Annotated in this window: 19 protein-coding genes; 12 read left to right on the top strand and 7 right to left on the bottom strand. The window is 55.4% G+C overall.

Annotated elements, in window-relative coordinates; all coding sequences use genetic code 11:
• Positions 1 to 3 precede the first annotated feature (3 nt).
• A complete protein-coding gene (locus L579_RS05795) occupies positions 4 to 1,014 on the bottom strand; it encodes an ABC transporter substrate-binding protein (protein WP_021183344.1) in 1,011 nt (336 codons plus the stop codon).
• Between the two features lie 262 nt (positions 1,015 to 1,276).
• On the opposite strand from L579_RS05795, the gene L579_RS05790 reads away from it, so the two are divergent.
• The 6 genes from L579_RS05790 to L579_RS05765 all read left to right on the top strand — a co-directional run bounded on the left by L579_RS05790 (position 1,277) and on the right by L579_RS05765 (position 7,598).
• Positions 1,277 to 1,951, top strand: coding sequence for a GntR family transcriptional regulator (locus L579_RS05790; RefSeq protein WP_021183343.1), 675 nt, complete (start codon positions 1,277 to 1,279; stop codon positions 1,949 to 1,951).
• Positions 1,952 to 2,016: 65 nt separating this feature from the next.
• Positions 2,017 to 2,799 carry an SDR family oxidoreductase gene (locus L579_RS05785; protein WP_021183342.1) on the top strand — a complete coding sequence of 261 codons (783 nt, stop codon included), beginning with the start codon at positions 2,017 to 2,019 and terminating at the stop codon, positions 2,797 to 2,799.
• A gap of 13 nt (positions 2,800 to 2,812) precedes the next feature.
• Positions 2,813 to 3,946, top strand: a complete 1,134-nt coding sequence (locus tag L579_RS05780; RefSeq protein ID WP_021183341.1) for a pyridoxal phosphate-dependent aminotransferase — start codon at positions 2,813 to 2,815, stop codon at positions 3,944 to 3,946.
• Positions 3,924 to 4,835 (top strand): alpha/beta fold hydrolase, encoded by a 912-nt coding sequence (locus tag L579_RS05775; protein WP_235056567.1) that lies wholly within the window; start codon positions 3,924 to 3,926, stop codon positions 4,833 to 4,835. The genes L579_RS05780 and L579_RS05775 overlap by 23 nt, the downstream gene beginning before the upstream one ends.
• A gap of 12 nt (positions 4,836 to 4,847) precedes the next feature.
• Positions 4,848 to 6,071, top strand: a complete 1,224-nt coding sequence (locus L579_RS05770; protein ID WP_021183339.1) for a hydantoinase/carbamoylase family amidase — start codon at positions 4,848 to 4,850, stop codon at positions 6,069 to 6,071.
• A 111-nt stretch (positions 6,072 to 6,182) separates the two neighbouring features.
• Positions 6,183 to 7,598 carry an MFS transporter gene (locus L579_RS05765; protein ID WP_021183338.1) on the top strand — a complete coding sequence of 472 codons (1,416 nt, stop codon included), beginning with the start codon at positions 6,183 to 6,185 and terminating at the stop codon, positions 7,596 to 7,598.
• A gap of 81 nt (positions 7,599 to 7,679) precedes the next feature.
• Here the strand turns inward: L579_RS05765 and idnD are convergent, their stop codons facing one another.
• The 3 genes from idnD to L579_RS05750 are packed head-to-tail and all read right to left on the bottom strand — an operon-like array spanning position 7,680 to position 10,907.
• Positions 7,680 to 8,720 (bottom strand): L-idonate 5-dehydrogenase, encoded by a 1,041-nt coding sequence (gene idnD, locus L579_RS05760; RefSeq protein ID WP_021183337.1) that lies wholly within the window; start codon positions 8,718 to 8,720, stop codon positions 7,680 to 7,682.
• Positions 8,720 to 10,090 carry an MFS transporter gene (locus L579_RS05755; RefSeq protein WP_021183336.1) on the bottom strand — a complete coding sequence of 457 codons (1,371 nt, stop codon included), beginning with the start codon at positions 10,088 to 10,090 and terminating at the stop codon, positions 8,720 to 8,722. The genes idnD and L579_RS05755 overlap by 1 nt, the downstream gene beginning before the upstream one ends.
• A gap of 49 nt (positions 10,091 to 10,139) precedes the next feature.
• Positions 10,140 to 10,907, bottom strand: coding sequence for an SDR family oxidoreductase (locus L579_RS05750; RefSeq protein WP_021183335.1), 768 nt, complete (start codon positions 10,905 to 10,907; stop codon positions 10,140 to 10,142).
• Positions 10,908 to 11,193: 286 nt separating this feature from the next.
• Between L579_RS05750 and L579_RS05745 the strand changes: the two genes are divergently transcribed.
• From L579_RS05745 to L579_RS05735, 3 genes are all read left to right on the top strand, one after another.
• Positions 11,194 to 11,898: a FadR/GntR family transcriptional regulator gene (locus tag L579_RS05745; protein ID WP_021183334.1), complete on the top strand. Its 705-nt coding sequence runs from the start codon at positions 11,194 to 11,196 to the stop codon at positions 11,896 to 11,898.
• A 119-nt stretch (positions 11,899 to 12,017) separates the two neighbouring features.
• Positions 12,018 to 13,271 (top strand): enolase C-terminal domain-like protein, encoded by a 1,254-nt coding sequence (locus L579_RS05740; protein ID WP_021183333.1) that lies wholly within the window; start codon positions 12,018 to 12,020, stop codon positions 13,269 to 13,271.
• 121 nt (positions 13,272 to 13,392) lie between these two features.
• Entirely contained in the window at positions 13,393 to 14,028 is a 636-nt protein-coding gene (locus tag L579_RS05735) for a DapH/DapD/GlmU-related protein (RefSeq protein WP_021183332.1), read from the top strand.
• A 197-nt stretch (positions 14,029 to 14,225) separates the two neighbouring features.
• On the opposite strand, the gene L579_RS05730 is transcribed toward L579_RS05735, so the two are convergent.
• Positions 14,226 to 15,194 (bottom strand): GT-D fold domain-containing glycosyltransferase, encoded by a 969-nt coding sequence (locus L579_RS05730; RefSeq protein ID WP_021183331.1) that lies wholly within the window; start codon positions 15,192 to 15,194, stop codon positions 14,226 to 14,228.
• Positions 15,195 to 15,846: 652 nt separating this feature from the next.
• Here L579_RS05730 and L579_RS05725 point away from each other — a divergent pair.
• The gene (locus L579_RS05725) at positions 15,847 to 18,207 is read left to right on the top strand and encodes a membrane-bound PQQ-dependent dehydrogenase, glucose/quinate/shikimate family (RefSeq protein WP_021183330.1); all 2,361 of its coding nucleotides are present in this window, start codon (positions 15,847 to 15,849) and stop codon (positions 18,205 to 18,207) included.
• A gap of 115 nt (positions 18,208 to 18,322) precedes the next feature.
• On the opposite strand, the gene L579_RS05720 is transcribed toward L579_RS05725, so the two are convergent.
• Positions 18,323 to 18,952: a LysE family translocator gene (locus L579_RS05720; RefSeq protein ID WP_021183329.1), complete on the bottom strand. Its 630-nt coding sequence runs from the start codon at positions 18,950 to 18,952 to the stop codon at positions 18,323 to 18,325.
• A 129-nt stretch (positions 18,953 to 19,081) separates the two neighbouring features.
• Between L579_RS05720 and L579_RS05715 the strand changes: the two genes are divergently transcribed.
• Entirely contained in the window at positions 19,082 to 19,711 is a 630-nt protein-coding gene (locus L579_RS05715; RefSeq protein WP_021183328.1) for an aspartate/glutamate racemase family protein, read from the top strand.
• A 92-nt stretch (positions 19,712 to 19,803) separates the two neighbouring features.
• Here the strand turns inward: L579_RS05715 and L579_RS05710 are convergent, their stop codons facing one another.
• Positions 19,804 to 20,316, bottom strand: coding sequence for a DUF6622 family protein (locus tag L579_RS05710; protein WP_021183327.1), 513 nt, complete (start codon positions 20,314 to 20,316; stop codon positions 19,804 to 19,806).
• Positions 20,317 to 20,594: 278 nt separating this feature from the next.
• Here L579_RS05710 and L579_RS05705 point away from each other — a divergent pair, with 278 nt between their 5' ends.
• Positions 20,595 to 21,755: an efflux RND transporter periplasmic adaptor subunit gene (locus L579_RS05705; protein WP_021183326.1), complete on the top strand. Its 1,161-nt coding sequence runs from the start codon at positions 20,595 to 20,597 to the stop codon at positions 21,753 to 21,755.
• Positions 21,756 to 21,757: the final 2 nt, after the last annotated feature.

Below are 21,757 nucleotides of genomic sequence, written 5' to 3'. Positions count from 1 at the left end.
AGATCAGTTAAGGGTTTTGTATTGCGTCGGGACCTTTTGCCAGAAGCTGAGATCAAAGGTCTGATTCACATCCACCGGCTGCTTTAGCGCGCCGTACTGCACCAGCAGCTTCATCATCTTCTCGGCTTTCGGCATGTCGACATTGCCCAGCCCTGGCGATCCTTGCGGGTACATCAGTTTGGCGACGCTGTCGAGCATGGCGACCTGGTGTTGACGGTTGAGGCTTGGGTTGGTTTTCATCAAAATATCGATGGTTTCTGCGCGGTGAGTCAGCGCGTATTGCCAGCCTTCCAGCGTGGCATTGACAAACGCCTGCACCTGTTGCGGATGTTTTTCCACCATCTCTTTTGAGGTGATCAGCGCATCCTGTTGGGTGGTGACGCCGACATCATCGGGGGAAATCAGTTTGAGATTGGTAACGCCTTTCTCTTTCAGGGTGTTGTACTCGTTGTAGAGGGTGACGGTGGCGACATCGACCTGCTTATCAATAAACGGGTTAAGCGAAACCGACTGCGGCAGCAGGGTGATATCTTCTTTCTTCAAACCGGCTGCGCCAAGCGAGGCCAGCAGCGGATATTGCACGCCGGTAAACCACACTGACACCTTCTTACCTTTAAAATCTTTAAAGCTGTTGATACCGGAATCGGCATAGGTGACGAAGACAAACGGGGTGCGCTGCTGCGACATTGCCAGCGCGACAATCGGCAACCCTTTTTCGCGTGCAGCCAGCACACTCTCCATACCGCCCGCCAGACCGAAGGTATCGGCACCGGATGCCACTAACGTCTCGACGTTAATATTCGGGCCGCCCGGATTAATGGTGACGTCCAGCCCCTGTTGTTCATAAAACCCTTTGGCTTTGGCGACATAAAAGCCGGCAAACTGCGCCTGCGCCAACCATTTCAGGCGCACGGAAACTTTCTCCTGAGCAGCCTGCGCGGCGCTGCTGAGCAAGGCGGTGCACAGCAATCCGGTCAGACAACGGCGAACGAACTGCGAGGTGAGTCTTGGCATCGGTTTATCCTCTGGTCTCGGGTGTCAAATAGCCTGGTGATGTCGTGATAATCCTTCTATGTATACATCGCATCGCACTTTTAATGGCTTTGCTACGATTCATGACTTGCAGGATGTGTGCCAGCTTCCGTAAAGGGCATTGACCCGCGCCAGAAATCAGCGACAATACGCGTTATCAAGTGAAGTAATAGATGTATACCTGTTTGTAGTTTAGGTATGCAAAACGGATCATATCAGTGCAACCTGACGAGCAAAAAGCACCATGAGTGAGCAAAAAATCCTCTCCCGCCTGACGGGAACTTCGCTGGCGGATGGTCTGAAACAGACGCTGGAAAAAGAGATCGCCAGTGGCACACTGGAGCCGGGTAAACGGCTGGATGAAAAGGAAATTGCCGCACGTTTTGAGGTATCGCGCACCCCGGTGCGTGAAGCCTTTCGGCTACTGGCAGCCGACGGGCTGGTGGATCTGAATGGCCGCCAGGGCGTGATGGTGCGTGCGTTGGGCATGAATACGCTGCTGGAAATGTTCCAGGTGATGGCCGAGCTGGAAGGGCTGTGCGCCCGTCTTGCCGCACGGCGTATTTCCCCGGATCAACTGGCGCAATTGCGCCAGATCCAGCAGCAGATGGCGGATCAAGGCACCTCGATCTCACCGGCGGCTTTTTATGATATGAACCTCAATTTCCATGAAGCGATCTATACCTTTGCGCGCAACGAGTTTTTAGCTGAAGAGACGCGCGCCTTGCGCAATCGCGTGGGTGTCTACCGCCGTCGCGTCACCTTTCATCCGGGGCGGGTGAATAAAACGCTGGAAGAACATGGCGCGATTCTGGACGCGATTGCGCGTAATGATGCGGATGGCGCACACGACGCGATGCGCAAGCATCTGACCTTGTTAGGTGATGACCTCGTGGACTTTATCGCCGGTTTTTCCTGAAAACGATTTGGCTTTCCTGGTATGCAAATTGCTTTGTCTTGTATACCTAACCAGGAGAGCACAACATGAAATTGAATCTGAACGGCAAAAGCGCGCTGATCACTGGCGCATCAAAAGGCATTGGTGAAGCGACGGCGCGCGTGCTGGCAGCGGAAGGTTGTACCCTGCATCTGGCGGCGCGGAATGGCGCCGCAATGCGTGACCTGCAACAGGCGTTGATCGCCGAATATGGCGTCAGCGTTTCGGTGTACGAAAAAGATCTCAGCTCCACGGCGGCGATGGAGTCGCTGGCGGCGGAAGTGGGCGCGATTGATATTCTGGTCAACAACGCCGGAGACATCCCGGCGGGATCGCTGGATATCGTCGATGATCAGGCGTGGCGCGCTGGCTTTGATCTGAAAGTCTTCGGCTACATTTCGCTGTGCCGCCTTTACTACCCGCAAATGAAAGCCGCGAAAAGTGGCGTGATCATCAATGTCATCGGCAACTCCGGGGAAAACTGGGACGCCAGCTATATCGCGGGCAGTACCGGCAACGCGGCGCTGATGTCATTTACTAAGGCGCTGGGTGGCCGCAGCCTTGATGACGGCATCCGCGTGATTGGCATCAACCCTGGCCCGGTAGCGACCGATCGCATGCTGAAAATCATGAAACGCAAAGCGATTGATATGCTGGGTGACGAAGCGCGTTGGGAGGAGCTGTTCGCGCTCTATCCGGGCAAGCGTCCGGCGACCTCGGAAGAGGTCGCCGATTTGGTGGCGTTTATGTCTTCCGATCGCGCCGGTTATATCAGCGGCACCAACATCACTATCGACGGCGGCATTGCTGCGCGTGGATCGGTCATCTAACCGGGAGCGCAGCATGTCTGACATTTATACGCGTAACGCCTGGTTCGATCGCCTGTTTGCCACTGAAGGGTTGATTTGGATGGGGCAGAACACCAACCATTTGCCAGCGCATCCGGCGGTGCAGGCGGCACTGCATGACTCGGTGGCGGCGGCGGAATTTAACGCCTACGCGCCCCCCCTGGGGTTTGAGTCACTGCGCCGTGCCATTGTGAACGATATTGGCATCAGCGGTGTGGAGGCGATGGTGACCGATGGTGGGGTGAATGCGCTGGCGACCCTCTGCCGCGCCCGCTGCCGCCCCGGCACCACCTTTGTCACCACCGATCCGAGCTGGAAATGGCCATGCCAGTTTGCCGAGCAGATGGGATCGCAGGTGATTCAGATCCCCATCTGGAATGCCGATTGTCACTATCGCCTGACACCAGAAGCACTGGCAGCCGCAGTGGATGACAACACCGCGTTGATTTATCTCGTCGATCCGAATAACCCGTTGGGTATCCATTACAGCCGTGAAGAGTTGCAGGCGTTTATTGCCATCGCTCGTCGCCACAATGCGTTGCTGATCCATGACTGCACCTACCGCGATTTCGCACCGGAACATGTCGCCGCGCTGGGGCTGGATAGCGAGCAGGTGGTGATGTCGGTGAGTTTTTCCAAATGGCTGGGGCTGGCGGGACTGCGCGTTGGCGCGCTGATTGCTGCCCCGGCGTTGCTGGCTGAGCTGGCACCTTATAACGGCGGCGTGCTGGGGGCCAGTGTTCCGGCACAGCGTGCCGCTGAAGCCGGGTTAACGGTGAAAGCCGAGTGGATGGCGACGCTACTGGCGGAAGATCAACGCAACAAAGCGCGCATCGCCGAGGCGGTAGCCAGCGTGCCGGGGTTGTCGCTGCCGGTCTATCCCTCTGGCGGCAATTTCCTGGTGATTGATGTGACCGGGGCTGATATTCGCCCGGAAGCGCTGGTGGAGTGCTACCTGCAACAGGGGATTCAGATCCGCCACGGCGGTTATCACACCGCCACCTTTGGCGATCGTTTTATCAAGGTTAGCACCACCGTCCCTGCCGCCTGGGCGGAAAAATTTGCTGCGTTATTGCCGGAAATGGTGGCGCAGGCGGCGCAACAGCATGAATTTCGGCAACCATTCTGAGGAACGCACCATGTATATCACCACCAATGATGAGGTTCAGCTGTGGGTCGAATGCCACGGCACGGGGACACCGATTCTGTTTATTCACGAATTTGGTGGCAATTACGATAGCTGGCAGCCGCAGATCCACGCTTTTAGCCGCCGCTACCAATGCATCACCTACGCTGCACGCGGTTATCCACCCTCATCGGTGCCGCAGGCGCTGGAGGCCTATTCACAACAGCGCGCGGTGGACGATGCGCTGGCGGTGCTGGATGGCCTCGGCATCGCGCAGGCGCATATCGTTGGCCTGTCGATGGGCGGGTTCGCCGCGCTGCATTTTGGTCTGAATGCGCCTGAGCGCGCGCTGTCGCTGACCATCGCTGGCGCGGGCTACGGTTGTGAACCGGAAACCGAAGCCTATTTTCGCCAGGTTTCATTGCAGGTTGGTGAGAACTTTGCCCGTCAGGGGGCGAAAGCGTTCGCGCCAACCTATGCCCTGGGGGCCAGCCGGGTTCAGTTCCAGAACAAAGACCCCCTGGGCTGGCAACGTTTTGCTGATCGCCTGGCAGAGCATGACTCGTTGGGTGCCTCACTCACCATGCGCGGCGTGCAGGCGCGGCGACCGGCGTTTTATCAGCTGGAGGCGCAGATTGAAGCGCTGCATCTGCCGGTATTGATCATGGTGGGGGATGAAGACGATCACTGCCTGCAACCCGGGTTGTACCTGAAAAAACACCTGCCTGCCGCCGGACTGGCGATCCTGCCGAAAACCGGCCATACGCTGAACCTGGAGGAGCCACAGTTGTTTAATCAACTGCTGGCGGAATTCTTTGCTCAGGTGGAGAGCGGTAACTGGGGAGTACGCGATCCGCGCGCCAATCCGGCGCAGATTATGCGTACCGACTGACAAGGAGCATGTATGCAGATTAATGCGGAACGGCTGTGGCAGCGGCTGATGGCGATGGCACAAATCGGTGCCATTCCTGGCGATGGCGTTAACCGCCAGGCGTTGAGCGAGCAGGAAGCAGACAGCTGGCGGTTGATGCGGCATTGGGCGCAATCCAGCGATCTGGAGATGTGCAGTGATGAGGCTGGCAATCTGTTTGTCATTTTACCCGGTAGCGATCGGCAGGCTGCGCCGTTGTTGCTGGGGAGTCATCTCGATAGCCAACCCACCGGCGGGCGATTCGACGGCGTGTACGGGGTGCTGGCGGCGCTGGAGGTATTGACGGTGCTGCGCGCAGGCGGCATCCAGCCCGTTTGTGATGTGGTAGCGGTATCCTGGATGAATGAAGAAGGTTCCCGGTTTGCGCCAGGCATGATGGGGTCCGCCTTTTTTGCGGGTGCGCGCGAGCTGGCCGCCATCCGTGCGGTCACCGATGCTCAGGGGATCGCCGTAGGGCAGGCGCTGGATCACCTGCGTCAGGCCGTGCCGCTGCCGCGTTATTCTTGCGTGCATCCTCCCGCGGCCTATCTCGAAGCGCATATTGAGCAGGCGACGCAACTGGAGCAGGCGCGCGCGACTCTCGGCGTGGTGACAGGGATTCAGGGGAAAGTGACCTGGCAGGTTACGCTGCGGGGCGAGCGAGGTCATGCCGGGACGGTGCCGATGACGGCGCGACGTGACGTGTTGCGCTGTTTTACCCACATGGCGCAGCAGTTCTATCAAGACGTGGGTGAGGCCGACCCGCAGGTGATGTTTACCATTGGTCGGCTGGAGATGCAGCCCAATGCACCTTCCGTCATCCCGGACAGGCTGACGTTTCGCATCGATCTGCGTCACCCGGACGACCAGCGGTTAACGCAACTCAGGATGCTGACGGAACGACTGATGAGTGAGTTGGCCGCGCCTTGCGAGGTCGCGATGGAACGACTGAGCGAGGCGGCACCCAATCGCTTTGATGCGCGTTTGCAGCAGATGATCAGCGAGGCGGCGGCTGCACACGGCTACTCGGCGCTTTCGCTGCTCTCTGCGGCCGGGCATGATGCGCGTTATCTGGCGACGATCTGCCCGTCGGCGATGATTTTTATTCCCTGCCGCGCGGGCATCAGCCATGCGCCAGAGGAGTGGGCGGAACCGGAGCACGTCAGCGCCGGTGCGCAGGTGCTGTTGGATGTCGCACTGCGGTGGTTGGGCTCGTAACGGCGCGATTTATCGCGTGTGTTTTAAGCCGGGGCGCGATAAATCGCGCCGCAACATGTTAAGGTGTGGAATTCTGCCCGTTTTTTCTCACCTGAACAGGACGCCAAAGGAATGCCTCATCCTTCGTCACAACCCACCGCCCCGGCTGGCAGCACGCTCTGGTTGGCGCTGCTGGTGGCGCTGACTTTCTTTATGGAAAACCTTGATGCCACGGTGATCGTCACCGCCATCCCACAAATGGCGCGTGAGTTTGCCGTCGGGCCAGTGGCGCTGAATGTCGGTATCAGTGCCTATTTATTAGCGGTGGCGATCTTTATCCCAATCAGCGGTTGGCTGGCCGGACGCTTTGGCGCGCGCAACCTGTTCGCCGCCGCGATTCTGTTGTTTACCCTCGCATCGGTGTTGTGTGGCGTCAGCGACAACCTGCCACTGTTCACCTTTAGCCGGGTGTTGCAGGGCATCGGCGGTGCGCTGATGGTGCCGGTTGGACGCATGGTGGTGCTGGGGGTGACGGCGAAAAAGCAGATGGTGAAAACCATCGCGGTAATCACCTGGCCGGGACTGATTGCGCCGGTGCTGGGGCCGCCGCTGGGCGGTTTGATCGTGACTTACGGACACTGGTCGTGGATCTTCTGGTTGAATATTCCGTTAGGTATCCTGGCGCTGGTTGCCACCTGGTGGCTGGTGCCGCAAAGCCGCAACCACGCGCTGCGGCCATTCGATGGTCTGGGGTTTGTCTATACCGCCCTGGCCTGTGTGACGCTGGTCAGCGGGCTGGAACTGCTGGGACACAGCGAACTGACCAGCGGATTGTTGTTGCTGGTGGTGGGGATCGCCAGCGCGGTACTGAGCTATCGCCATAGCCTGCGTCATCCGGCTCCGCTGTTGCCGTTTGGGACGCTTGCCATTCCCACTTTCCGCAGTACGGCAATTGCCGGGTCGTATTTCAGGGCGTCGATTAACGCCATTCCCTTCCTGTTGCCGCTGCTGTTTCAGCTCAGTTTCGGCTGGAGCGCGGTGCAGGCCGGTTCGATGGTGTTATGGGTTTTTGCCGGTAATCTGGCGATGAAACCGGCCACCACCTGGCTGATGAACCGCTTCGGTTTTCGCCGCATTTTGCTGTGGAATGGCTTGATCAGTCTGCTGGCGGTGCTGAGCTGTGTGCTACTCAGTCCATCCCTGAGTTATTTTGCTATCGCTACCATCCTGTTTATTGGTGGGTTGACGCGTTCGCTGCAATTCAGTTGCTACAACAGCCTCGGCTTTGCCGACGTGCCGCAGGAGAAGATGGCGGATGCCTCGGTGATCTTCAGTATCTTTTTCCAGTTCAGCATGAGTGCGGGTATCGCGATTTCGGCGCTGCTGATGCGGATATCAATGGGATGGCGCGACAGCAACGTTCCGGGCCAGATGGATGTGAATGTGGCCTTTATCGGCATATCGCTGCTGGTAGCCTGTTCACTGGTCAATGTCTGGCGACTGGAGAAGAACGCCGGACAGCAACTGCTGAAACAAAGAAACGGTTGATCCGTAGCGGCGCGATTTATCGCGCAGTTCTGTGCACGATTCTGGAAAAACCTGCGCGATAAATCGCGCCGCTACGTCAGGTTAGAACACCAGTTGCACTTTGGCTGCGCGTTCTTTATCGGCGGCCAGTTCCAGCGCACTGACCGCCTCGGTCATCGCAATCTCAGCGGAAAGCAGCGGCAGGGGGTTGATCTTGCCGGATTCCAGCCAGCGCACCGCGGTAGTGAACTCACTGGTAAAGCGGAAAGAGCCGCGCAGCTGCACTTCTTTGACCAGCAGCGGGCCAACGGGATAGTTCACTTCGGGCGCCCCCATCCCCAACTGCACGATAATGCCGCCGGGGCGGGTGAAACTGACGGCAGAGGCCACGGCAGCGGATGCGCCGGAGGCTTCAAAGCAGACATCAAACGCACCGCCATTTTCCGACCAGCCTTGCGTGACATCTCCGTCGCGTGGGTCAGCCGTCAGACTGGCACCCATTTGCTGCGCCAGATCACGGCAACGTTCGCTGATATCAGTCGCCATCACTTCGGTGGCACCCGAGGCCAGCGCGGCGGCAATCACCAGACAACCAATCGGCCCGGCTCCGGTCACCAGCACGCGTTTACCGGTTAAATCGCCTGCCTGACGCACTGCATGGATACACACCGCCAGCGGCTCGGCAAAGGCGATGATCTTCGGATCAGATGTGGCGGCAAAAGGCACGCACTGCACCGGGTTAACGGCAACGTACTCGGCAAAGCCGCCGTTAACGTGGGGATAAAACTGGGCGCTTCCCATAAAGCGCATGGAACGGCAGAGATTTTGTTTGCCCTCCAGACAAAACGCGCATTGCTGGCACGGTTGCGACGGATTGATTGCCACCCGTTGCCCTGGCTGTAAACCACTCTGTGCCGGAGCTTGATCGACGATGCCGACAAACTCATGGCCCAACACCATCGGCGCTTTCAATACCGACATCCCTGCGCGGCCATGCTGGTAATAATGAATATCGGAGCCGCAAATGCCTCCACGCTCAACGCGCACCAGCACCTGATGTTCTTGCCACTCAATCTCGCGGGATTCACAGCGCACATCATGGGCGGCGCTCACCACCACGGCGTTAACGGTTTTCTTTTGCATTATGCTTCTCTCTGTAAATCAGTGGGCGTATCAAAACGTGAGTTGGCATTTTCCGGCTGTTCCTCGCTGGGTGGCGTCAGCACCTCAATTTTTCCGACCAGTAACAAATAAGCGAGGAATCCGCACAGCGCGACGGCGGCGATGTACCACATCGCGTACTGGAAATTCTGTGTACGCTGCAAAATCACCCCGATAATGATCGGGCTGACGATGCCGGACAGATTGCCGAAAATATTCAGGAAGCCACCTATGGTGCCGATCAGATGGCGCGGGATCACGTCACTGCACACCACCCAGCCGAGGTTGGAGAAGGCGTTGGCAAAGAAGGCGATGGATAAGATGGCGATGGCAATCACCGGGCTATCCTGGAAAAAATTCACCAGCGCAATCGAGCAGGTCAGCAACATCCCCGTCATGACTGGCAGCTTACGGGCGAAGGTGCGGCTATGACCGCGTTTCAGCAGCATATCGCTCAGGGTGCCGCCGCACAGTACGCCCGCCATCGCCATCAGATAGGGGAACATCGCACCAATTCCGGCTTTATCAATCGACAGATGCAATCCCTTCTCGAGGTAGACGATAAACCACGTCAGGAAAAAGTAGAGGGTTGAGGAGGCCGCGAACTGCGCAATAAACAGCCCCCAGGTAATACGCTGGCGCAGGATGTAACGCACGGACGGCCAGTTGACACCGGGGTTTTGATTCTGCTGGTTGCTGGAGCCGTAGCCACCCCCCTGGCGAATCACCGCCAGTTCCGCGCTGTTGACGCGGGAACTGTGCTGCGGGTCGCGATAGGCAATCAACCAGTAGACGCCGAACACGATGCCAATCAAGCCGGAGATGTAAAACGACATCTCCCATCCCCACTGGCTGACAATAAATGACAGCGCCGGTGTCAGCAGAGCCAGGCCAATATATTGCGCACTGGAGTAGGTGGCCGTGGCGCGAGCGCGTTCATGGTCGGGAAACCAGGTGGCGATGATCTTGGTGTTGGAGGGGAAGGAGGGCGCTTCCGCCACGCCGATCAGCGCACGACACACCAGCAGCATCATAAATGAGGCGGTGGCGGTAGTGAAAAAGTGATGCGATGCCAGCCCCATCAACAGGGTAAAGAAGCTCCACAGTACAATGGCGCTGCCGTACAGCCAGCGTGAACCAATACGGTCAAGCAGATAGCCGACCGGGATCTGGCTCATGGCGTAGAACCAGGTAAACATCGAAAACAGCAGCCCCAGTTGGGTTGCCGAGAGGAAGAACTCTCCCTGGATGTGAGAGCCAGCAACGGACAGGTTGGCCCGGTCCATATAGTTAATTGCCGTGACAACAAACAGCATCGCCAGAACAGAAAGTCGGGTACGAGTCGGTTTCATATTCAGCCTTTACCGTGAATGGTTTTTTATCGGTGAAGTGACGAGGGATTTATAAGGTGGCCAGCCAGCCGCCATCGACATAGATCATCTGACCGTTGACGTAATTTGAGGCGTCAGAAGCCAGATAAACTGCGGTGCCAATCAGTTCTTCAGGTTTACCCCAGCGGCCGGAGGGGTTGCTGTTGCACACCCATTGATTGAACTCTGCTTTATCGACTAACGCTGCGTTCATATCGGTCAGGATGTAGCCCGGCCCGATGCCATTGGTCTGGATATTAAACGGCGCCCATTCGGCCGCCATCGATTTGGTCAGCAGTTTGATGCCGCCTTTGGCGGCGGTGTAGGGGGCCACCGTGGCGCGGGCAGCCTCACTGGTCAGCGAGCCGATATTGATGATTTTGCCGCCGCTGTTACGTGCCACCATACGACGGGCCGCCGCGCGTGCCACCAGAAAGGCGCTGGTCAGATTGACGTCCAGCACGCGCTGCCAGTCAGCCAGCGCCAGTTCCAGCATCGGTTTGCGAAACTGGATCCCAGCGTTATTGATCACGATATCTACCGCGATCTGCTCGGCGTCCAGCCGGGCGAACACCGCTTCGATTTCGGCTTCATCCGCCACATTGAACAGGAACCCGTGTGCATCGCAGCCCTGGGCTTTGAGGCTTGCCAGTGCCTGCTGCATATGTTCTTCACGGGTGCCGTTCAGGATCACGCGAGCGCCAGCCTGAGCCAGTCCCTGCGCATAAGCCAGACCAAGTCCCCGCGTTGAACCGGTAATCAGCGCGGTTTTGCCGCTAAGGTTAAATAAGTTTTGCATAGCAATTTATCCCTCGATGTAACATGACTAACAAGTTGCATGGGGACGTTGTACGTGAAGCCGATATTGACAGCAATTACCAGGCGCAGTAATTGCCGGTCAGCTCACAGTTTTGCGCAGCGCTCTGCGCGGGGTACATTGAAGGTTTCTGTCTTAAATCAATGAATTTAATAGAGTAATCATTCTATTCTGATGGCAGTTGTCGGACAGGGTGATCATTTTTCCCTTGTCAGGCGGAGTGTGAAGCGTTAAAACCTCAGACATGTAGGACAAGTGAGAATAACCGGTGAGCCTGGAAAGCGTCCAAAAGCATAATGTCGTCGATGTTATCTACGAACAGATGAAACAAAACATTCAGAACGGCGTCTGGGAATCAGGTTGCAAGCTGCCTTCGGAGGCGGAGTTAACCGCCACCTTCCAGGTGAGCCGCGTCAGCGTGCGCAGTGCGGTGCAGAAGCTGCGTGATCTGGGCGTGGTGGTGACACACCAGGGAAAGGGGACCTATGTCACCCGCGACCTGGCCCGCTACGACGCCTTTAGTGACAACGCGCCAATCCTGCATCTGTCGCAGGAAGAGTTCGATGATATGCGGGTGTTTCGCCAGACGGTCGAATTCCGTTGCATGGAGCTGGCGGTGCAAAACGCCACGGATGAAGATGTTCAGGCGCTGGAAAAGGCGCTGAACCGCATGCTGGTGAGTCGTGACGACTACAAAAAGTATTCGCTGGCGGATTATGATTTTCATCTGGCAATCGTCAAAGCCTCGCACAACAAGGTGTTTATTCACGTTATGGAATCCCTGAAAGGGATCTACGTGCATTACCTTGAGGAGTTGAACCGGGTATTGGGCATCACCCTTGAAAGCGTGGAAGCGCATATCAAGGTGTTTATGGCGCTGAAAAATCGCGATGCGGCCCTGGCAACCGAGACGCTGAACAGCGCCATGACCCACAACGTCCATGCCATCGAGGACGTGCGCCACAATTGTTAACGAAAAGCCCCTATGCTCCGTAGCGGCGCGATTTATCGCGCCGCTACGTCGGGTATCAGATCAGGGGCTTTTTTTGACGCATAACATGTAGGACATCATACAGGATAAGCGAGGATTTCATGAGTGAACTGAAAATTACCGACGTCAAAACCATCCTTACCGCCCCTGGGGGGATTGATCTGGTGGTGGTAAAGATCGAAACCAGCGAACCGGGACTGTACGGCCTGGGCTGCGCCACCTTTACCCAGCGTATTTATGCGGTAGCGGCCGCGATTGAAAATTACATCAAACCCTTTTTAATCGGCAAAGATCCGGCGCGTATCGAAGACCTGTGGCAGTCGGCCGCTGTCAGCGGCTACTGGCGCAATGGCCCGGTAATGAACAATGCGCTCTCCGGTATGGACATGGCGTTGTGGGATATCAAAGGCAAACTCGCCAATCTGCCGGTGTATCAACTGTTAGGCGGCAAATGCCGGGATGGCATTGCGCTTTACCGGCACTGCGATGGGGCGGATGAAGTTGAAGTCGAGGACAATATCCGGGCACGGATGGAGGAAGGCTACCAGTATGTCCGTTGTCAGGTGGGGATGTATGGCGGCGCTGGCACCGATGATTTGCGTCTGATTGCCGGAAAGCTGGCGCGGGCGAAAAATATCCAGCCTAAAGTATCGCCGCGCAGCCAGACCCACGGCATCTATTTTGACCCTGACGCCTATGCGCGAGCCGTGCCGCGCTTGTTCGATCACCTGCGTAACAAGCTGGGATTTGGGGTGGAATTTATCCACGACGTGCACGAGCGCATCACGCCAATCGCCGCGATTCAGATGGCAAAATCACTGGAGCCGTATCAACTGTTTTTCCTTGAAGACCCGGTTGCGCCAGAGAACATCGACTGGTTAAACAAACTGCGTGCGCAGAGCAGCACCCCGATAGCGATGGGGGAACTCTTTACCCAGATCAACGAATGGAAACCGCTGATCCAGCAGCAGTTGATCGATTATATCCGCTGCCATGTCAGCACCATTGGTGGCATCACCCCGGCGAAGAAACTGGCCACGCTGGCGGAATTGTACGGCGTACGTACCGCCTGGCATGGTCCGGGTGATATCTCACCGGTTGGTGTGGCGGCCAACCTGCATATCGATATGAGCATTACCAACCTGGGGATTCAGGAATATACGCCGGTCAATGAAGCGCTTCAGGCGGTGTTCCCCGGTTGCCCGGAAATTGACCGTGGTTACGCCTACCTGAGTGAACGTCCGGGATTAGGGGTGGATATTGACGAGAAACTGGCGGCGAAATACCCGGTTTCCGGTGGTCTGCCGGAGTGGACCAATGCACGTTTACCGGACGGCACTGCCGCCCGGCCATAAAGGTTACGCCGGATGGTACTGTTGCCATCTGGCTGTCATCTTGCCCGGTTAGGTTGATGTCTCGTCGCTGCCCTGGCGCAGCTCAGTTATCCAGACATCTGACCACCACGGAGTTTTCGCTATGGCACTCGCTGCTGTGCAACCGGCTAAACTGCAACACACCGTCATCGATCCCAGCGTGCGTATGCGCGAGACTCACATTGGTCAGCAGTGTGAAATCCTCGCCCACAGCTATCTCGAATACAGCGAATTAGGCGACTTTTCTTATGTCGGTGAGCACTGCTGCATCGCAGACAGCCAGATAGGTCGCTTTACCGCTATCGCTAATCAGGTGCGCATTGGTGCGCCGAATCATCCAATGGATCGTGCTTCGCAGCATCGATTTACCTATTGTCCTGAGTACTACGACAGCCATGCGCAGCGTGACAGCACGTTTTTTGCCGAACGCCGTGCTGACCGGGTGATCATTGGGCACGACGTGTGGATCGGTCATGGGGTGATCGTACTGCCAGGTGTGACGGTAGGCGATGGCGCGGTGCTGGCCGCCGGGGCGGTGGTGAGCAAAGATGTCGCGCCTTACACCATTGTCGGTGGCGTCCCGGCCAGACCGATCCGTATGCGCTTTACCCCGGCGATCGCCGCACAGTTGCAGGCGATTGCCTGGTGGCACTGGCCGCTGGAGAAACTGATGGCACATCTCGGTGATTTTCAGTCCGGTGATATCGTGGCATTTTGCCAGCGTCATCAGCACCGGTAGCGTATCTGATATCCACAGTATGTCGTAGCGGCGCGATTTATCGCGCGGTTATAGAGATGCGCGATAAATCGCGCCGCTACGGCATGTACATCAGGCGTTATCTCAAGCAATCTCAAAAAAACCATTTTTTGAGATTGCTTGAGATAAACAGACGTTGTCCCGGCGATATTCGTCGCAACGTCCAGGCTGAGGGGCGTTTACACTATCGGCTGACGTAGCGATGCAGCGGTTGGCACCGCTTCCGGTGTCATTCCGACATGTTGCAGAATCTGGCTGCGATAGTGTTCATCGGGATCGATCACCTCATCACTTAATAATACGCCGACTTCATTAACGTTCTTGCCGGCCACTTGCACTTTGTCGCGTGCGGCGCTGCGCATCCACTCGTATTCGATATCAATATGTCCACTGTCGATGCAACGAATACCCTGCTGGCTGAGATCGTACGCCAGCACCGTGGCGGTGGGGCCAAGTGAAATCAGGACCATGTCAAAATAGCGACCATGAGCCAGTACGGCACTATATAACTCGTTGTAAACCGAAAAGGCGTTACGGTTAAGGGTGGTTATACGCTTGATTTCACCCGCGCCAGCTAACAAATCATTACCCATTCCCAAACGTGTGCCACTGCCTTCCACAATTAAAATCTTTTTGTCTTTGAATAATTGCTGGAACTTGGCAAAGATCACCGCAGATGATGTCTTGTCTTTATAATCGTGATAAGGCCGCGTCACCGAAGTATTACCGTAACAATATTTCTTACTTAATAATGGCTCATAGCGTAAAAAACAAAACGCTTTATGGAAAAACCAGAACAAGGCAGAGCCAAAACGCATATGTCGCGTGCTGCGAAAGGCGTCCGGCAAACACAATAAACAACTGGGATTATGATTCACACCCCGGCGCAAAATCTCTTTTAAACGGATTGAAAGCCGCTCATCAAATGCCTGAAAACCAATGTTTTTAAACAAGGTCATCTCCAGTTCACCGTCACCGTAGCGGCTGATTGAGAGGTGATCGTTGTTCAGTAGCAAGTCAATGGTCTGCTCCGGTGACAACACTTTATATTGTCTGACGCGGGCACTGGCTCGGGGATATTTTAACGCAGCATGGGTGAGCTTAAAGGGGAAACGTAATTTGCGATAAAGTGAATTGGCACTGATCATCGTTAACCTTCTTGTTATAAGCAGACTTACTCCAGAACGGTCGCGTGACTTATATCACACCCCCCTGATATTTTTAGGCTGAGAAAACTCTCAAAATAACCACCCTGTGCAATGACTTATCATTATTAAATAATGTGAAAATGCCGAATTAATTAAAAACTGAATGAAATTGTCGAGATAGATATGAGCGAGGGAAGTCGTTATGGGAATAATCGCACCAGAGAAAAACTAACCAATTAAAGTAATTCATTTAATGCACAATTATGTACGGTCCCGTAGCGGCGCGATTTATCGCGCGTGTTTAAATAATCCTGAAAACTGCGCGATAAATCGCGCCGCTACGATTTTGGTTAGGCGATTAATCATACGGTTAACCTGTTATGGTGATTTACTGCTCATCTCATGAACAAAAGATGCTATTTATCCTCACTAATGATTAATTCTCCCCATCAATAATGAAACGTGATTTCAATCACGGATTGATGTGCTCTACGGCAGTCTCAAATCAGCTGCGCTAAATTGATAAACATTCCTTATGATACGTTTGGACATGCGGTTTAGCATTTTCTTAACGTTAGTTAAAATTATGTTGAACATCTGTAGGTTTCTTTTAAGAAAATTTAAGTGCTTTTGCAAAGCTTGAGGGATAAGCATGGTTAACAAACTCACCAGTATCGTACTGGCGATACTGGGCATCGCGCTGCTCTACATGGGCGGTAAGTTGTTGATGCTGGGAGGAAGTGCATTCTATGCACTGATGGCGGTTGGGTTACTGATTACCGCCATTTTATTGTTTAAACAACAACGTAGTGCCCTGGCGCTGTATGCGGTGCTGATGTGGATTACGCTGGTGTGGATTATCTGGGAAGTGGGCTTTGATAAGTGGCAATGGATTCCCCGTGGTGATGTATTTGGGGTTATCGGCCTGTGGCTGGCAATGCCGTGGGTGGTGAAACCGCTGTATCAGGGGCAACGCCGTTTTCATCCGCTGCTGGGTGGTACGGTGAGCGTAATGATTGTGCTGGTGATCGGGCTGTGCTTCTACGATCCCCTGCCGCAGGCAGGCACCATCAGTAATGAACGCGTGCAGGCTGGCGAGCAGGGCGCGAAAGACGACTGGACCGCCTACGGTGGCACACCGGATGGTCTGCGTTTCTCGGGACTGAATCAGATCACCAAAGATAACGTCAAAAACCTTGAAGTGGCCTGGACTTATCACACTGGCGATCTGCGTCAGGGTGATGACGCCAGTGAATACACCTTTGAAGCAACGCCGCTGAAAGCCAACGGCATGTTTTATTTCTGTACGCCGCACAATGAAGTCCATGCGCTCGACCCGGAAACCGGTGCGGTGAAGTGGAAATATACGCCAGCCAAAGATCGCTCGTATTTGCAGCAGCATCAGACCTGCCGTGGCGTCAGTTATTACCAGCAGACGCCAGTGGCGACGGAGAGCTCAGCTGCCAATCCGGCTATCTGCCGTAAGCGCATTTTCAATGCCACCACCGATGCGCAGCTGATTGCGCTGGATGCGGACACCGGCAAACTCTGCGCTGACTTTGGCAACAACGGTGTGGTGGATCTGCACAGCAACATGGGCGAAGTCCGTCCACATGCGCTGATGCAAACCGCCGCACCACTGGTGGCAGGCAATCTGGTGATTGTTGGCGGTTCGGTGATGGACAACGGCTTCAACAGCGGCAACCCGTCGGGTGTGATCCGTGCCTATGATGTGCTGACTGGCCGTCTGGTGTGGAACTTCGACCCGGCTAACCCGGATAACACCCAGCCGGTCGCGGCGGATAAAACCTATCCGCAGGATACTCCGGTTGCCTGGGGCACGCTGAGCGCCGATCTGAAAAATGGCCTGGTCTATGTGCCGTTTGGCAACGCCTCGCCGGATGAAGTGGGTATCGAACGTGATGCGAACAGCAACACGGAGAAGTTCCGCGATGCGCTGGTGGCGCTGGATCTGCACACCGGTGCCTTCAAATGGCGTTATCAGAGTTCTAACCACGACTTGTGGGACCGTGATAATCCGTCACAGCCGTCGCTGGTGGATATCGATTATCAGGGGAATCGTCAGCCGGTCGTCATTCTGCCGACCAAAACCGGCAACCTGTTTGTGCTGAACCGCCTCACCGGCCAGCCGGTCTATCCGGTGAATCAGGTGAAGGTCTCCACCGAGGGTGGCGTAGCGGGTGAGAAATTTGCCGCCACACAACCGGTCTCCAGCCTGAACTTTATTCCGCAGCCGTTGACGGAAAAATCGATGTGGGGCATTACGCCGTTTGACCAGATGTCATGCCGTATCGACTTCCGCACCCTGCGTTACGATGGCAATCCGTGGACTCCGGCGACGGAGAAGGGCTCGCTGATCTTCCCTGGCAATATTGGAGTGTTCAACTGGGGTTCGGTGGCGGTCGATCCACAGCGTCAGCTACTGATTGCGGCACCGGTGCGTCTGGCTTACAAATATACCCTGATTAAGCGTACCCCGCAGACGGCCACCGAACGCATGTTCACCAAAGATGGTCAGCCATACTGGAATGAAAACTTCCACGGTGATTACGCTATCCATATCCAGCAGTTGGCTTCCGATCTCGGCATTCCGTGCATCGCGCCACCGTGGGGCCGGATGGTGGGTGTGGATCTGAAGACCGGCAAAACCGAATGGTTACGTCGCGTCGGTACCACCAAAAACCTTAACACCAGCTTCCTGCCGGGGCGTTTCCCGCTTGGTTTCCCGATGGGGATGGTGGCACATGGTGGTCCGCTGGTGACGGCGGGCGATCTGGTGTTCCACGGCGCTACGGCAGATAACTTCTTCCGTGCGTACGACAGCACCACCGGCGAACTGCTGTGGCAGACCGAGTTGAGTGCTGGCGCACAAGCCACACCCTCCACCTTTATGGGTAAAGATGGTAAGCAGTATGTGGTGATTGCGGCGGGCGGTCACGGTTCACTTGGCACCAAACAAGGTGACAGCGTGGTGGCATTCCGCCTGAAGTAAGCTGAAAAATATGCCTTGTCGCAACACGGACGGGGCATTTTTACCCGTAGCGACGCGATTTATCGCGCGCCTTTGATTTTGATATTGCGGTCAAAATGCGCGATAAATCGCGCCGCTACGAAATTCCCATCAGTTTTAGCAGCAACTGCGCAAAGTTGTGCATGGCGAAAATCACCAGCACCGCGCCGCCGATGACGTTAATAAAGAAACCCATTTTCTGAATGTTGATCAGTTTGGCCGAGGTCAGCAGGGCGAAGCACACCAGCACCAGCCACAGGCTCATAATCAGGATATGCACGGTCGCCAGCAGCAAAAAATGCGCGAATGCGCTTTGTTTACCGGCAAACTGTGACACCACGGTGAGGTAGAGCATCACCGCTTTGGGATTCAGCACATTTGCCAGCCAGGCTTCTTTCATCGTCGTCTGGCGCGGGCGTGCGGATAGGTAGGGTGAGGCGACATTGCGGCCTCGTTTGATCAATTGTACCCCCAGCCAGAACAGATAAAGGCTACCGGCGAAACTCAGCAGGGTAAAAACGCGGGGAGAATGCAGTAGCAGGGCGCTGATACCGGAACCAATCAGCAGCGCGTGGGTATAAATGCCTAACGCAGTACCAACAATGATTGCCGCCAGACCACGACTGCCTGCCGACAGGGTGTTGTTGATCGCCAGGGTGAAACTGGCCCCCGGTGACAAAGCGACCGGCAGGATGGCGATAATAAAGGCAATAAGGTTCAGGTCCATGATGCTACGCGTGTCAGCGATAACCTACTGATGGCAATGTGAAATAATTCTGATGAAATTTCGTGACTAATGCAACGCAGCTAAGCAGGATAGTGAGCGACATCGCTGATTACGCCAAAAGGATTTCCTATGACCATTGCCTGCTTACACACCGCCGCCAGTAATATCGCCATCTTTGATCAGGCTGCCGCCAGCCTGGGTATCGCACCGACCACCATAAGCCATCTGGTGATGCCACATCTGTTGGCGGAAGCTGAATTGAGTGGCGGCATGACCAGCCAGCAACAGGCGCAGATCACGGCGCTGCTGGACAGCCTGACGCCGTGGTTTGATGCCATTCTGATCACCTGTTCGACGTTGGGGCCGGTCGCGGATGGTTTTCACAATGCAGCAAATGACTGTCAGGTTTATCGTACCGATCGCATGCTGGCTGATGAAGTCCATCGTCGCGGCGGTAAATCGCTGGTGCTCTGTGCCGCAGAATCCACGCTGGCGGCAACCACCGCGCTGTTCTGTCCATCAACGCTGGCAGGATTGCCACCGGAAGTGCGCCTGATCCCCAATGCCTGGGCGACCTTCAAAGCAGGGGATCAACAGGGCTATCGTCGATTGATTAAAGACGCCGTCAATCAGGCCCGTCAGCAAGGCGCTGACCATGTGGCGCTGGCCCAGGTTTCGATGGCGGTGGCGGCGCAGGACTTCACGGAGGAACAACGCCCGTTGACCAGCCCGTTGCTGGCGTTGCAGCGTTTCGCGTAATAAATATCCCTGTAGCGGCGCGATTTATCGCGCATTTTAACCGCAACGTCAAAATCAAAGTCGCGCGATCAATCGCGCCGCTACGGAACATGCTAAGCCGGCTTTATGCGTGATCGATACCACGGAATAAACGCGACCAGCATATTTCCCCAGAATACGCCGGCTGTTAATCCGCTAATTAAACCATGCGCTAAATTAAAGGTTAACGAATCAATCAGCGCCGGTTGTAAAATCACGGATACCGAAAGCACGTATTTGGCAATAAATGTCACCACCATAAAAATAAGTGGTAGCACCGAGCCGGGACGAATTATCGTCCCTGGCTGACTACTTTGCGTGGTGGGTCGATTCCGGCGTCCGAGCATTGCCCCCAGCAGGCCACCTGATAACAGGCCCGCGAGCATCGCCCCCAGTGCAGCCAGCGTCCAGTGGGTTTCTGTAAACACGCCATGAATCGCCCACAGCAGGAACAACACGGGAATCAGGAATAATTTACCCACCGGAACCTCACGCGTTTTAAGGGCTTTGATACCGCGTGACAGAAGATAAATAAACAGAATCCACACCCAAACTGGCGTGTGTTGAATAATGGCTATTACCAGCATAATTTTCTCTCATTTGTCATCAGGTCATAAAATAGCGCTCGCCAATAAGCGCGTATTATTCACAATAAACTGGACCATTAATCATTGAGGGGAGGGCGAACTATTTTCGATGATGTATATCAATGTAGAGCATGATAACTATTCAACAACCCCAACCGCATAAATCCTGCACAGCTCGTGTGGTTATAAAATTCCCGCTTTTTCGCTTTGCTTACATACGCCCCGCTGCCTGTTTGTTAAACTCCCCGCCGAGAATGAACGTTCACTATAGGATTACCATGATGGTTTTTCAGCGGTATGTTATTGCAGGTCTGGCATTTTTGATTGTCGCCTGTGACCAGAGTGCAGAGAACAAACCCGGGACAATGGTCACGGAAGTTGGCGTGAAAACGTTGCAAACAGAACCGGTTACCTTAACCAGTCAACTGACTGGACGGGTTACCGGTACGATGACATCGGATGTGCGTCCCCAGGTGGGCGGCATTATCCAGAAGCGTCTGTTTACGGAAGGTGATGAGGTTAAAGCCGGTCAGGTTCTCTATCAGATCGACCCCGCCAGTTATCAGGCCAGTTATGATGAAGCGGTCGGACAATTGAAAAACGCCGTCGCCGTGGTCAAAAGCAGCAAACTGAAAGCTGAACGCTATGCGGCACTGGTCAAGGAAAACGGCGTTTCCCGTCAGGATGCTGACGATGCCGAGGCCACCTACCAGCAAAATCTCGCCTCGGTAACGCAATACAAAGCGGCGGTTGAGAGTGCACGCATCAATCTCAATTACACGCAAATCAAAGCGCCCATCAGTGGCCGCATTGGTATTTCATCCGTCACGCCGGGCGCGCTGGTGACGTCCGAGCAAACCACGGCGCTGGCGACCATTCGTGCGTTGGATCCGATCTATGTCGATCTCACCCAGTCCAGCGTGCAGTTGCTGAAGTTGAAACGCCAGCAGGCGTCTTTGCATCAGAACAGTGATGAAGTCCCGGTGAGCGTGCAACTGGAAGACGGTTCAACCTATGATCACACCGGTAAACTGGAGCTGACGGAAGTTTCGGTGGATGAATCAACCGGTACCGTCACGTTGCGCGCCATTTTCCCTAACCCGGACCACCAGTTGTTGCCTGGCATGTACGTACGCGCCACCGTCAGCAACGGGGTGAAAAATGATGCGCTGCTGGCGCCGCAGCAGGGCATCACCCGTGATGCGAAAGGCAACGCCACCGCGCTGGTGGTGGATAAAGACAACAAAGTTGCCAGCCGTGAAGTGGTGACCGATCGCGTGATTGGCAACAAATGGCTGATCGACAGCGGTTTGCAAAGCGGCGACAAATTGATCGTTGAAGGCACCGGTAAAGTACAACCGGGGCAGACCGTGAAAGCGGTCGAAACGGGCACCACCACCCCGACTGATGCCAGCGCGAACACCAGCGGAGGGAACTGATT

The sequence above is a fragment of the Pantoea sp. AS-PWVM4 genome, from assembly GCF_000468095.1.
In the GTDB taxonomy this organism is placed as follows: domain Bacteria; phylum Pseudomonadota; class Gammaproteobacteria; order Enterobacterales; family Enterobacteriaceae; genus Pantoea; species Pantoea phytobeneficialis.
This window is presented reverse-complemented; position numbering and strand designations above follow the sequence as displayed.